Origin of the sequence: Shewanella sp. 4t3-1-2LB, from assembly GCF_017368415.1 — a bacterium.
Lineage (GTDB): Bacteria > Pseudomonadota > Gammaproteobacteria > Enterobacterales > Shewanellaceae > Shewanella > Shewanella fodinae.
This window is the reverse complement of sequence record NZ_JAFNJD010000031.1, coordinates 17595-31060: the sequence shown is the minus strand read 5'-3', so window position 1 is coordinate 31060 and position 13466 is coordinate 17595. Positions and strand designations below refer to the sequence as shown.

Annotated in this window: 11 protein-coding genes; 8 read left to right on the top strand and 3 right to left on the bottom strand. The window is 49.3% G+C overall.

Annotation, left to right across the window (positions count from 1 at the left end; translation table 11 throughout):
• Positions 1-22 precede the first annotated feature (22 nt).
• From J3L11_RS12325 to J3L11_RS12305, 5 genes are all read left to right on the top strand, one after another.
• Positions 23-859: a MaoC/PaaZ C-terminal domain-containing protein gene (locus J3L11_RS12325; protein WP_207571188.1), complete on the top strand. Its 837-nt coding sequence runs from the start codon at positions 23-25 to the stop codon at positions 857-859.
• A gap of 133 nt (positions 860-992) precedes the next feature.
• Complete coding sequence (locus J3L11_RS12320; RefSeq protein ID WP_207571175.1) at positions 993-2699, top strand: formate--tetrahydrofolate ligase; 1707 nt, start codon at positions 993-995, stop codon at positions 2697-2699.
• Positions 2700-2916: 217 nt separating this feature from the next.
• Entirely contained in the window at positions 2917-4059 is a 1143-nt protein-coding gene (locus tag J3L11_RS12315; RefSeq protein WP_207571174.1) for an efflux RND transporter periplasmic adaptor subunit, read from the top strand.
• Between the two features lie 2 nt (positions 4060-4061).
• Entirely contained in the window at positions 4062-7187 is a 3126-nt protein-coding gene (locus tag J3L11_RS12310) for an efflux RND transporter permease subunit (protein WP_207571173.1), read from the top strand.
• A gap of 78 nt (positions 7188-7265) precedes the next feature.
• Positions 7266-7595: a hypothetical protein gene (locus J3L11_RS12305; RefSeq protein ID WP_133037366.1), complete on the top strand. Its 330-nt coding sequence runs from the start codon at positions 7266-7268 to the stop codon at positions 7593-7595.
• Here J3L11_RS12305 and J3L11_RS19555 read toward each other — a convergent pair whose 3' ends face one another.
• The gene (locus J3L11_RS19555) at positions 7596-7721 is read right to left on the bottom strand and encodes a hypothetical protein (RefSeq protein ID WP_268244771.1); all 126 of its coding nucleotides are present in this window, start codon (positions 7719-7721) and stop codon (positions 7596-7598) included.
• A 287-nt stretch (positions 7722-8008) separates the two neighbouring features.
• Here J3L11_RS19555 and J3L11_RS12300 point away from each other — a divergent pair, with 287 nt between their 5' ends.
• A complete protein-coding gene (locus tag J3L11_RS12300) occupies positions 8009-8752 on the top strand; it encodes a 1-acylglycerol-3-phosphate O-acyltransferase (RefSeq protein WP_207571172.1) in 744 nt (247 codons plus the stop codon).
• A 32-nt stretch (positions 8753-8784) separates the two neighbouring features.
• The gene (rraB, locus tag J3L11_RS12295) at positions 8785-9198 is read left to right on the top strand and encodes a ribonuclease E inhibitor RraB (protein WP_189618314.1); all 414 of its coding nucleotides are present in this window, start codon (positions 8785-8787) and stop codon (positions 9196-9198) included.
• Positions 9199-9275: 77 nt separating this feature from the next.
• On the opposite strand, the gene degS is transcribed toward rraB, so the two are convergent.
• Complete coding sequence (gene degS / locus J3L11_RS12290) at positions 9276-10349, bottom strand: outer membrane-stress sensor serine endopeptidase DegS (protein ID WP_189618375.1); 1074 nt, start codon at positions 10347-10349, stop codon at positions 9276-9278.
• A 152-nt stretch (positions 10350-10501) separates the two neighbouring features.
• Positions 10502-11857 (bottom strand): Do family serine endopeptidase DegQ, encoded by a 1356-nt coding sequence (degQ, locus tag J3L11_RS12285; RefSeq protein ID WP_207571171.1) that lies wholly within the window; start codon positions 11855-11857, stop codon positions 10502-10504.
• Positions 11858-12170: 313 nt separating this feature from the next.
• Here degQ and zapE point away from each other — a divergent pair, with 313 nt between their 5' ends.
• Positions 12171-13265 carry a cell division protein ZapE gene (gene zapE, locus J3L11_RS12280; protein WP_207571170.1) on the top strand — a complete coding sequence of 365 codons (1095 nt, stop codon included), beginning with the start codon at positions 12171-12173 and terminating at the stop codon, positions 13263-13265.
• Positions 13266-13466: the final 201 nt, after the last annotated feature.

Genomic DNA, 13466 nt, shown 5'->3' with positions numbered 1-13466 from the left:
ATCCTGTTTGGAATTGCGGGCTATGCCCTCGTTGTTTTCCTTGTATCGCAAGATTTTTTTCGGGCGTAAGCCTGGCTGGGACCAGCAACCTTTGCCGCATCTTCAGGTAAGCGCTAGACAAGTACCACTGTCTGCGGTGAAAGTGGCTGAATACGCTGATGTCTGTGGCTTTGCTTTTGATGGCAGAGTATTGCCACCTACTTATCTGTATGTCGCAGCGTTTCGGCTGCATGCCACCATTTTTACCCATGAAGCCATTACCTTTCCGCTGTTAGGTCTGATCCACCTGCGTAACCAGATCCGCTGTTACCGCAGTGTTGCTGTGGATGAGCTGCTAGATATTGACTGTGCCGTGGGTGAGAGCCGGGAAACCGACTCCGGGCTGGAGTTTGAGTTATTGTCCAAAGTGTATAGTGGTGATGAATTGGTGTGGGATGCCGTATCAACCTATCTGTACCGCATGGACAAACCAGGTCGCCGAGCCAGACCTCCCAAAGGTACTGATATGGACTGGCAGGAGCCTGTCTTTTGGGAATTAGGCGAAGATCTAGGCCGCCGCTATGCCAGAGCATCAGGCGATTATAATCTGATCCATTTGCATCCGCTGTTGTCCAAGCGTTTTGGTTTTGACCGGGTATTGGTACATGGTATGTGGTCTAAGGCGCGCTGTGTGGCGGAACTCATGCCGCAAATTGGTCAGCGGCCGTTTGCGATTGATGTCGCGTTTAAGTTGCCCCTGTTTATGCCTGCTTGTGTCAGTTTTAATGCGGAAACGTCTGCTGAAGGCATCTTGTTTGAGCTTCGGGATCAAAAAGGCCGTCGGCCACATTTAGTGGGCCACGTCGTCTTCTTGGATTAAGGCTCTGGTCAATGGCTTTTTTGATACGGGTTCAGTGTTTACGCTTTGAAACAGCGCGCGACTGTTGTCTGGGTGGCGATTGCTCTAGTATGCGTGCTCAATAATAAAACCCGCCTCAGAGCAGGACTTCTAAATGCTGTCAGATATTGAAATTTCCCGTCAAACGCCGCGGCGGCCTATTGCTGAAGTCGCCCAATCATTGGGATTAGCTGCCGATGAATATCACACCGTAGGTGACGCCAAAGCGAAAGTACAACTACAGGTTTTACCACGCTTGGCATCGAACCCTTGTGGTAAGTTTATTGTCGTCACTGCAGTTAATCCAACGCCTCATGGTGAGGGTAAAACCGTCACCAGTATTGGCCTTACTCAGGCGTTACATGCCCTCAACAAACGTGTATGTGCTTGCTTGCGTCAGCCAAGTATGGGGCCGGTATTTGGCGTGAAGGGTGGTGCTGCTGGCGGCGGTTACGCGCAAGTGGTGCCGATGGAAGAGCTTAACCTACATCTGACTGGTGATATTCATGCCGTCACCAGTGCCCACAATTTGGCGGCTGCGGCTTTGGACGCAAGATTACACCATGAAATCCGGCTTGGCGCAGAAGCGTTTTGGCAGCAAAGTGGCTTGCGACCGCTGAATATTGACCCTGAGCGATTACTGTGGTCGCGAGTGATGGATCATAACGACCGAGCGCTGCGGCAGGTAACTGTCGGCCAGGGTCGCAATAACGGCCCGGAACACAGTTCCTCTTTTACCATCACGGCCGCCTCTGAACTGATGGCGGTGTTGGCACTTAGCCGTGATTTGCAGGATATGCGTCAACGTATCGGCAAGCTGTTACTGGCCTTTGACAAGGACGGGCAACCGATAACAGCAGAAAAACTAGGCGTTGCTGGTGCCATGACGGCTATCATGCGTCAGGCGATTGAGCCGACGCTCATGCAAACCCTTAACGGCGCACCATGCCTGATCCACGCAGGGCCATTTGCCAATATTGCCCACGGCAATTCGTCGATTATTGCCGATGAGATAGCCCTGAAACTGGCTGACTATGTTGTCACTGAAGGTGGTTTCGGTTCTGATATGGGCTTTGAAAAATTCTGCAATATCAAGGTGCGCGCTTCTGGTCATGCGCCAGACTGTGCTGTCTTAGTGGTAACCCTTCGGGCGTTGAAAAGCCATGCGCCTAAACCACCAGAGGATATTGGCACCGTTGATCTCTTAGCGTTACAACAGGGGTTTGCGAATCTGGTGTGGCATCTCAATAATGTCCGACGCTATGGGCTTCCTGTGGTGGTGGCCATTAATCGCTTTCCGCAGGATACCGAACAGGAACTGGCTTGGCTGCAGCAAGCCGCTATTGCAGCCGGTGCGGCAGATTGCGTGGTCAGTGAGGCTTTTAGTCACGGGGCGGCTGGCGCATTAGGGCTGGCGCAAGCGGTGTTGCGGACTCTGCAGCAACCTGCGGCATTTCAGCCGCTGTATCACCCAGAAGCAGGTTTGCGGGCCAGTTTAGCAACATTGGCAGAGCTGGGGTATGGCGCTGCTGGTGTCTCTTTGTCCACCCAAGCACAGCAGCAGTTGCTGGAGATCCAGCAACTCGGCGCAGACCAATTACCTGTGTGTATCGCTAAAACGCCGATGTCCATCAGCCACGATCCTTCTTTAAAAGGAGTCCCTCACGACTTTGTTATCCCTATTAATGAGTTAAAACTCAATGCTGGTGCCGGCTTTGTCACGGCCTTGGCTGGCAATGTGATGACAATGCCGGGACTCGGTGTCACGCCTGGATACCTGCACATTGATATTGATGCGGAGGGTAATATCTGCGGTCTCTAGTAAGTGTTGACCGTGCTACGACTCTAGGCAATACGCCTTGATCTTAATCAAGGATATTACTGCGATTGGCCCTGAAAAGGGCCAGGTTATCAGTGCATTCACACTTTGAAATAATTAATGCCAGTAATTTACGTTTTTTCCTGTCATCGGCGCTTGGCGATAAAACACACTTGCTTTATCGTGCTGGCTGTATCTGTGTATTCCAAGAATTCATCTCATGATAAAAACAATAACACTACTGTCCGCAGCCTTGTTGCTGACGGGCACACTGACCGCCTGCCAGGAACAGCATAAACCTGAACAAATTGAAACTACAGTCGGAGTCGTCAAGGTAACGCAGCAGGTGCTGCCGCTAACGATTATGTTGCAAGGGCGAACGGTGGCGTCTATGAGTGCGGAAGTCCGGCCGCAAGTAAATGGCATTATCCAGCAGCGGCTATTTTCTGAAGGCGCTAAAGTGAAGGCGGGGGATGTACTCTATCAGATAGATGCGGCCTCCTATGAAGCGACTTATGCGAAAGCGGATGCTGATTTACGTACCGCTCAGGCAACGCTGGAAGCGGCCAGACTGAAAGATCAGCGCTATCAGGCATTATTGCAGGATAAGAGTATCTCTCACCAAGATGCAGAAGATGCCCATGCGGCCTTTATGGAGGCCGATGCCCGAGTCGCTGGCTATCAGGCGGCATTAAAAAGTGCCCGAATTGATTTGCAACGTACCCAAATTACTGCACCCATCAGCGGTTATGTCGGTATCTCGAATGTTACGCCCGGGGCTCTAGTCAGTGCCGCTCAGAGCTCGGCATTGACCACCATCAATACACTCGACCCCATGAATGTTGACCTGAATGAATCCAGTAAGGATTTGTTGGAACTGCGTAAAATGCTGTCCCGCGCCGGCGTGGTCAAGGGGAGTGCCGATGTCAGTTTAATTCTTGAAGATGGTTCCACATACCCACACAAGGGGCAACTGAAAGTCCGTGAGGTCTCGGTCGATCGCTCTACTGGTTCGGTGGTGTTACGGGCACAGTTTGCTAATCCTGATGATGTGTTACTGCCGGGAATGTTTGTCCGCGCCAAACTGGAGGTCGCTGTTGATCAGCATGGCATCAAGGTGCCACAGCAGGGGATTTCGAGGGATAATCAAGGGCATGCCTATGCCTTGGTGGTAGCTAAGGATGGCAAGATAGCGAAGAAGATGGTAACCACTGAGCAGGCCATAGGTGACCAGTGGGTAATATCTTCGGGGTTAGCTGCTGGTGATATGCTGGTGGTGGAAGGGGCAAATAAAGTCAGGATTGGTCAGACCGTTAAAAGCGAAGTTGTCGCACTTGCGCAAACTAGCAAGGAAGGACGCTGATTATGCTGGCGCGTTTTTTTATTGATCGTCCGGTCTTTGCCTGGGTTATTGCCATCATCATCATGCTGACAGGGGCCTTTGCTATTGTGTCGTTGCCCATTGCACAATACCCAGACGTAGCGCCTCCGACGATTAACATCTCTGCCAGTTACACCGGTGCTGATGCTCAGACGGTAGAAAACAGCGTTACTCAGGTGTTGGAGCAACAGCTCACCGGGATTGATGGATTACTGTATTTCTCTTCATCTTCCAGTTCTGGTCGGGCGCAGATTTCGGTGGTCTTTGAGCAGGGCACCGATCCAGATACTGCCCAGGTGCAGGTGCAAAATAAGGTGCAACAGGTGACTTCGCGCTTGCCTACGGCAGTGCAGTCGCAGGGGGTCACAGTTACTAAATCCCAAACCGACTTCCTGATGGTGTTTTCCTTATATGACACCACCGATAAGGCTAGCTCTTATGATGTTGCCGATTTTCTTGCATCCAACATGCAGGATCCTATCGCTCGCCTTGAAGGGGTAGGGGATGTGCGAGTGTTTGGTGCCCAGCATGCGATGCGGATCTGGCTAGATCCGGCCAAGTTAGCTGCCTATGAGTTAATTCCTGCCGATATTACCAGCGCGTTGAAGGTTCAGAATGCCCAAGTGGCGGCTGGGAGCATTGGCGAGCTGCCGACGGTTGATGGGCAGGAACTCAATGCCACAGTGACTGCGCAATCAATGTTGCAAACCCCAGAACAGTTTCGCGAGATCATTGTTAAACATAACGACAATGGTGCCGACGTGAAACTCAAGGACGTTGCCAGAGTGGAACTGGGTAGCGAGAGCTACAGTTTCCAGCCGCGGCTTAATGGTCATCCCGCTTCGGGCATGGCAATTAACTTAGCACCTGGCGCCAATGCACTGACCACCTCCAATCTGGTGAAAGGTACCATCGCCCGCATGGCTAGTACCTTCCCAGAGGGTTATCAGGTTGCCTATCCTCGAGACAGTACGGATTTTATTCAAGAGTCTATTAAGGAAGTCGTTAAGACGCTGTTTGAGGCCATCTTGTTGGTGGTGTTGGTGATGTGGATTTTCTTGCAGAACTGGCGTGCCACATTGATCCCGGCCATTGCAGTCCCTGTGGTGTTACTGGGCACTTTTGGCGTGCTGAAGGCATTTGGTTATTCCATCAATACCCTGACAATGTTTGGGATGGTACTGTCGATTGGGCTGCTGGTGGATGATGCCATTGTCGTGGTTGAGAACGTTGAACGTCTGATGCGTGAAGAGAAGATGTCGCCGCGTGCTGCTACCATTAAGTCGATGCATGAGATCAGTTCAGCATTGGTGGGGATTGCCGTGGTATTGTCGGCGGTGTTTCTGCCGATGGCATTCTTTGGCGGTTCTACTGGGGTCATTTATCGGCAGTTTTCCATTACCATCGTGTCATCAATGATCCTGTCCGTGCTGGTTGCTTTGACATTGAGTCCAACGCTGTGCGCCAGTCTGCTAAAACCTATGGATCACGAACGTGAACCGCGAGGCTTGTTTATCTGGTTCAATCGCAACTTTGAGCGTCTCAGTGCTAGTTACGGCGGCGGTGTCGCGCGAGTTCTGCGGCGACCGCTGCGCTGGATGATGGTTTATGGTCTTATCATTGCTGCACTTGCGGGGATCTTGTCACATTTGCCGGGAGGTTTTTTACCGGACGAGGACCAGGGCATTCTGATGGTGCAGTACAATCTGCCAACCGGCGCTTCGGTTAAACGTACACGCGCCGTTGCTAAGCAGATCCAACACTATTTTATGACTGAGGAAAACGCTAACCTCAAGACCATTTTCACCATTTCTGGTTTTAGCTTCGGTGGTAGTGGGCAGAATGCCGGCATGGCGTTTATTGCCTTAAAAAACTGGGATCAACGTCCTGGTGCCCACAACAGTGCTAAGGCTATTGCAGAGCGTGCCAGCCGTTATTTTGCGACTATCCGTGATGCCAGGGTCTTTGCCATGTCGCCATCACCCGTGCGTGGCCTCGGGCGGAGTAGTGGTTTTTCCTATCAGCTGTTGGCGGCCGTTGGAACTGATCGTGAACAGTTGACGCAGTATAAAGAGGCGTTGTTGACAGCCGCCAGACAGGATCAATTCCTGTCATCTATCCGTGAAGGCAGTCTTAGCGATACCCCAGAACTGAAAGTACATATTGATTCCGCCAAGGCTGCTACATTAGGGCTGAATCTAGCAGACGTCAATAATACGCTCAGCACTGCCTGGGCCGGTAGTTACATTAATGATTTCATTGATAAAAACAGAGTGAAGAAGGTGTATGTTCAGGGCGATGCGCCTTATCGCTCTCAGCCGGATGATTTGCGTTACTGGTATGTGCGAGGTACTGACAGCAACGGCAAAGTGGCGATGACGCCGTTTTCAGCCTTCAGTGATGTTACTTGGGGTGCTGGACCACAAAGTCTCAACCGTTTTAATGGCTATGCCTCCTATGAAATTCAAGGTGCCGCTAACGGCATCAGTTCCGGTGAGGCGATGAATGAGATTGTGCGTCTGGCTGAAGCTCTGCCAAGTGGAGCTACTACCTATGCTTGGAGTGGTTTGTCCTATCAGGAACAACTTTCCGGTGGGCAGTCTACCTTGCTTTATAGCATCTCTATTCTGGTGGTATTTCTGTGTCTGGCTGCGTTGTATGAGAGTTGGACTGTTCCTTTATCGGTGATTATGGTGATCCCGTTAGGGGTTATAGGTGCGGCGCTAGCGGCCATGTTGCGCGGACTGGAAAATGATATCTACTTTCAGGTGGCGCTGCTGACGACGATAGGTTTGTCATCTAAAAACGCCATTTTGATCGTCGAATTTGCTGAAGCTGCTTACGAGCGCGGTAAAACGGCGTTAGATGCCGCGATGGAAGGCGCTAAGCTCAGGCTACGGCCAATTTTGATGACATCCATGGCATTTATTTTCGGTACGTTGCCGCTGGCAGTGTCAACCGGCGCTGGCGCAGCTAGCCGTATGTCAATCGGTACCGGGATCGTCGGTGGCACATTGACCGCAACAGTGTTGGCAATATTCCTCGTACCGCTGTTTTTCGTGTTGGTCCGTAAACTGTTTCCTGCCCGCAGACCGGTACATGATGACTAATGTGTGTTTGGCATAATTAACCAATCACGGCGCATTTCTGTTAGAATGCGCCGTTTTTTATTGATTTTAGAGTAGCAGATGATCTGTCCGAATTGTGGCAAGGCCATAAAAGTTGAAGCAATTACCCAACAGCGGGGCAGCGGTTTTTCGGCGCAGATCCAGTGTCCACATTGCCTGGTTTGGCTAGGGCGCACGCCCTGGTTGCTAAAAGTGAAAATGGTGAGTTTTTACTTGCTGCTCTTGTCCGGGGGGATGCTTTGGCTATGGCCGGAAACTCGTCATCTGGGGATCCCGCTGGCAATTCTGATATTGATCACGTTGTTGATGTCACATCTGATGGATCAACTGAAAGTTATCGAGCGGCCACCTAGAAAGGATGACGGCGAGCAGCGCCAGAAATACCGCTGATCAGTTAACAACCCGTTCCTGAGATTCCAGAGAGTGTTCCACGTAATAGATGCCACCGAATACTACGCCAAAAAACAAGATGGCGAATAGGATGATCCCTATGTTATTGCGGATAAAAGCTAGCATATTCCATTCCTCTGCATACTGAAGTTGTCTTTGAGTCTATTGCTCGCGGCTTAAGGTCAACTTAACCACCACTTAACGTTGGTAACCGTTGTTTAATGCTACTCGGGAACACCAACTGGACGATATAAACCGAACTTACTTATCTTCGTTTACCATACGCTGCCATAACCAAATGCCGCAATCATTATTTAGATGATGCTGAATAATTAACACTATGCTTTCCTTATCGCAGTGCGTTGTGAGTTGTTAGTGGTATACTGGCGCACTTTCCTGTGAGGAGCAAAATAGTGCTGTTAGTGTTCAGAAGCATAGTACTGGCGTTACTGCTGGTATTGCTGTTCTGTTTTAGTATTGTATTGTGTCTGTTGCGGCCCATGCATAAAGATAATGTTTATGTATTGGCGCGTTGTTTTGCCGCAGTTACCCCCTTGCTAGGGCTGCGGGTGATCATCCGTAACCTTGCACGCAATCAGTGTCAGCCCTGTATTTTCCTCGCTAATCATCAAAATAATTTTGATCTGTTTACCTTATCAAAGGTAGTGCCTAAGGGAACCGTGTCGCTGGGCAAAAAGAGTCTGTTGTGGATCCCCTTGTTCGGTATTATTTACTGGTTGTCAGGCAACATTCTGATCGATCGTAACAATCGTTCTCGAGCAGTTGCTACGTTGAGTAAAGTAGCCCGTAAAATTAAACAGAATAGGCTATCATTGTGGGTCTTCCCAGAAGGCACACGCAGTCGAGGCCGAGGGCTATTGCCTTTTAAAATGGGCGCATTCCACACAGCGATAGCAACCGGTGTCCCTGTGGTACCTATTATTGCGTCTTGCCAGAGCCATATTCGCCTTAACCGACGTAACAATGGGGTGGTGATTATTGAATTACTTGAGCCCATCGCCACTGACAATGTTGCACCGAGTCAGCTTCGTGACTTTGCTGCGGCAATCCACCAAAAGATGGCCGCTAAACTGGAACAGTTAAACCTTGAAGCGGCGCAACTGATGGCTGCGCCATCACATCGTCCTGAAGTATAATCAGCGCTAATGCCTCAACTGGAGATTAATAAATGAGTGTTCAACAACAACTGCAGGCTCAGCAGCAGGAAAATCGCGATATTGTAGAGTCACTGCTGAACGATGGTTCTGATGCCGATGCTGAATACACCATTGAGCATCATTTTTCTTCCAGTGATTTTGATCGCCTGGAGAAAGCCGCTGTCGATGCGTTCAAATTGGGCTTTGAAGTAAATGATGCCGAAGAAGTGGAACTAGATGATGGTAGTGTGCTGTTTTGCTTCGATGCTATTGCCTATCACGCATTGGATGTGGCATTGCTGGATAAAGCCTGCGAGCAACTATTACAGTTAGCCAGCAAACATAAGGTTGACTATGATGGCTGGGGCACCTACTTCATGGGTGATGACGAAGATATAGAAGAAGATGAAGATCTTAATGATGAAGAGTCTAGCTGGCGTCATTAAGTCTTGCTAAACAGATATAAAAACACCGGGTTCATCCCGGTGTTTTGTTATGGGCGGCGATGGCTAACGGTAATTTCTCAGTTGTAGCGTACCGGTTTTTCACCCATCACGACTGGGATATCCAGTGTTTTACCGTCGCGGATAATCTGCACGTCTACCTTGGTTCCCGGTTTGGTTTCAGCAATGCGGTCCATCAACATATCCACTCCGGTAACATCTTCATGCTGATATTTGATGATGACGTCACGAGGTCGCAGTCCTGCGCGGAATGCGGGGCCGCCTGAGTCTAGGCTGGTAATAAATATGCCTTTCAAATCCGGCAGATTGAGGATTTGCGCTATCACCTGATTTACGGGCTCGCCGGAAATACCTAACGCCCCACGAATTACCCGACCATCTTTGATCAGTTTTCCCATCACTTTGTATGCCAGTTCGATAGGGATGGCAAAGTTGATACCGTGCCCGGCTTTATCATCATTGGTCAACTGATAGGCCGCAGTATTAATGCCGATAAGACTGCCTGTAGTATCGATCAGCGCACCGCCCGAGTTGCCGGCATTAATAGCGGCATCTGTTTGCAGAAAATCTAAGTAGCGACTGCTCAAACCGCTGCGCCCAGTAGCACTGATAATACCTTGGGTGATGGTTTGCCCTAAGTTGTAGGGGTTGCCAATCGCCAGCACCACATCACCAACCCGAGGAGCGTGCTTCAGATTAACTGGCACTACCGGTAGGTTATCGCCCTCAATTTTAAGCACCGCAAGGTCAGTTTCTGGATCAAGTCCCACCACATCGGCACTGAATTTACGGCCATCTTGCAGTGCTACGACAATTTCATCGGCTTTATTAATCACATGATAATTAGTGATTATGTAGCCCTGTTTACTCATTATCACCCCAGAGCCGAGCCCTTGCAGTTTGCTAGAGTTAAGCGGTTGCTCTTGGTTGATACTGAGACTGTAGATATTGACGACTGCCGGTGCAGCTTTGCGTACCGCAGAAGAAAATGATAACTCGTTACCGCTGTTAAATTGCAGTAGACCACCATTGGGATCAGCAACAAAGCGGGTAAATACAATAAACACGGCGGCCATTACCAAGCCGAAGGCAACGGCTTTCGCGAGGTAAATCAGCGAGGATCTGAGCATTATTAGTGGCTATCCGTGTTCGAGTTGAGTGAAAAAAGTTGAGCTAGATTAGCATGTTTTATACTGTATCGCTCGTTGAAAAATGGCAGATGTAGTAATGGATGTGTTTGTAAAAAAGGAGCCGCTATTGCGGCTCCCTGGTCATCGATATGACACTATCCGCGCAATACTAGATACAGCAGACTGTTACCACGACGGATTTTCAGGGCTACGCCACCTTCTTGATCCTTGAGCGCTTCTTTTAGCTGTTTCAGGTTATCAATACGTGAGCGATTTACCCCTATAATCAGATCATCTTTTTGCAGACCACTCATGGCAGCAGGAGAGCCTTGAGCAATTGCGGTGATGGCAACCCCTTTATCACTATTTTCCAGTGTTGCTCCTGCCAGCATTGGATGTACATCACCCGCTGACGCTTCTTTCATCTCACCCGCATCACCCAAAGTCACCTTAACGGTTTTTTGATCACCATCGCGGATAATCCCCAACTCAACTTTGGTGCCTGCTCCCATGGTGCCTATTTTGGCCCGCAATTCTTGGAAGGTTTTCACCGGACGTCCATCCAAGCTGACAATAACATCGCCCGCTTTGATGCCAGCTTTAGCGGCAGGACTGTCGGCAACAACTTCATTAACAAAGCCACCGTGCTGTGATTTCAGACCAAAACCTTCAGCAAGCTTGCTGTCCAAATCACGTCCCATGACCCCAAGTACCCCACGGCGCACTTCGCCATGTTCGATAATTTGATTCACTAGGTTGTGTACCATATTGGCTGGGATCGCAAAACCAATACCCACGTTGCCACCGTTTGGACCAACAATCGCGGTGTTGATGCCAATCAGTTCGCCTTTGAGGTTAACCAATGCACCACCGGAGTTACCACTGTTAATGGCGGCATCGGTTTGAATGAAGTTTTCCAGCATCTCGATGCCTAGGCCGCTGCGACCAAGGGCGCTGACAATACCTGATGTCACGGTTTGCCCAAGACCAAAAGGGTTACCAATGGCGACGGCAAAATCACCGACCCGCAAAGAATCAGAGTCTGCCGCTTTTATGGCGGTCAGATTGTCAGCCTTGATCTGCAACAGCGCGACATCTGACTCTTTATCTGTGCCCAACAATTTGGCGGTCACTTCGCGGCCATCATGCAGACCTACTTTGATTTCATCGGCACCATCGACAACATGGTTATTGGTGACAATGTAACCTTTGTCCGCATCAATAATTACCCCCGAACCCAGTCCGCGGAAAGGCTGTTCCTGCACTTGCTCCTGAGGGGCATTAGGACCAAAAAAGTAGCGGAAAATATCGGGTACGCGCTGCCGTGACACATGGGTGCCTGATACAGCAACTGATACTACGGCTGGTGTCACTTTTTCCAACATTGGGGCAAGACTAGGAACATTCTGCCCGTCTACTGCCTGTGGAATGGAAGCTTGTGACACTACAGGGTTTAACATCAGGCTAGCCCCTAACAGGGCCGCGGAAATCAGTGATAACTTGGTCTTCATCTATGTATTGCTCCTCATCCGGACTCATTCAGATGTTCTGTTCTGCCAGGTGGCGGCGAAAATGTTAAATGCTCATTGAGCTATCGGTACTTAATCCGACTGAACAGGATTTTGAAAAGTTCGAGTCATTAACAAAGATTAATTATTTATAGCAACGTTTTATTGCTTTCAAATATAGTAAAAAATATTAAAAACAATGTGTTAAAAATTGTCGCCTGTGACATGTCTATACCAGCTTTGGCTTCACATGTTAACATTTGGCCTCTATTGAAAGGCCGTATATTTCACATAGGGCATAACGAGAAGATTTCAAGTGTCACAAATTACTCCGTGGGAACATTATCAGCAGGATCTGGAACGCGCCGATTTTAGTTATGACGCCGCTCAGGAACGTGCCGTCAGAGCTTTGCAGCAAGTCTATGATTTATTGCAACAACCTGCCAAAGGTGGATGGCGGCATTGGATAGGTCGCGGTAAACCGCAACCCGTGCAGGGACTATATCTATGGGGCGGTGTCGGTCGTGGTAAGACTTATCTGATGGATATTTTTTTCGAATCGTTACCAGATAGCCGAAAATTGCGGTCACATTTCCATCATTTTATGGCCAACATCCATCAACAGCTGAATGAGCTCAAGGGCACTCGTGATCCTTTATTGGTGATAGCCGAGCGGATGGCAAAGCAATATCGGGTCATCTGTTTTGATGAATTTTTTGTGTCTGATATTACCGATGCCATGCTACTTGGCACCTTGTTTACTGCCCTTTTTGAAAAGGGAGTGGTGTTGGTTACGACCTCGAATATTATTCCGGACGATCTGTATAAAAATGGTTTGCAGCGGGCGCGCTTTTTGCCTGCAATTGCGCAGATTAAACAGCATTGTCGGGTGCTGAATGTGGATTCCGGTATCGACTATCGTCTGCGCACCCTAGAGCAGGCCGAAATTTACCACTTTCCGTTGGATCAGAAAGCGGAAAGCAATCTGCAAAGTTACTTCCGCCAATTGACCGATGGCACGGAAATCATCACCGCACCGCTGGAAATCAATGGCCGTCATATCAATATCCAGCGACGCAATAAAGGCGTATTGTTTGCAGATTTTCGCGCGCTATGTGATGGTCCTCGGAGTCAGCGAGATTATATGGCGCTGGCGCATCAGTTCCATACGGTGCTACTGAGTGGTGTTGAACAGATGGGCCTGTTACAGACTGGAGATGACATTCCCCGGCGTTTTTTGGCTTTGGTGGATGAGTTTTACGAGCGGCGGGTAAAATTGATTATTTCGGCAGCAGTACCGCTGTCGCAAATCTATACTGAAGGACAATTGAGCTTCGAATTTCGGCGTTGTCGTTCCCGGTTGATAGAAATGCAATCCAAAGAGTATCTGGCGTTGGAACATCTGCCATAATTTTTTAGGTAAAAATATTGGGTTGGCTGCAAAAAGCAGATGATTTTTAGTTCAGCTTTGTCTATAATCCTGCGCCTGCCCACGTTACTCCGTCCTTTGTTGGGCGGTTAAAGCCAACTACATGCTCGAAGGGGTATGGAACGGTATATAGTGTTGTCTGCATCCGCGGCAACATGTGACAGAATTTAACTTTGGGTTTTT

Bases quoted from the DNA above. Each gene is read 5' to 3' on its own strand.
- J3L11_RS12315 (WP_207571174.1), top strand. From the start codon at position 2,917: ATGATAAAAACAATAACACTACTGTCCGCAGCCTTGTTGCTGACGGGC.
- J3L11_RS12310 (WP_207571173.1), top strand. From the start codon at position 4,062: ATGCTGGCGCGTTTTTTTATTGATCGTCCGGTCTTTGCCTGGGTTATT.
- J3L11_RS19555 (WP_268244771.1), bottom strand. From the start codon at position 7,721: ATGCTAGCTTTTATCCGCAATAACATAGGGATCATCCTATTCGCCATC.
- degQ (WP_207571171.1), bottom strand. From the start codon at position 11,857: ATGAAGACCAAGTTATCACTGATTTCCGCGGCCCTGTTAGGGGCTAGC.
- J3L11_RS12320 (WP_207571175.1), top strand. From the start codon at position 993: ATGCTGTCAGATATTGAAATTTCCCGTCAAACGCCGCGGCGGCCTATT.
- J3L11_RS12305 (WP_133037366.1), top strand. From the start codon at position 7,266: ATGATCTGTCCGAATTGTGGCAAGGCCATAAAAGTTGAAGCAATTACC.
- J3L11_RS12325 (WP_207571188.1), top strand. From the start codon at position 23: ATGCCCTCGTTGTTTTCCTTGTATCGCAAGATTTTTTTCGGGCGTAAG.
- rraB (WP_189618314.1), top strand. From the start codon at position 8,785: ATGAGTGTTCAACAACAACTGCAGGCTCAGCAGCAGGAAAATCGCGAT.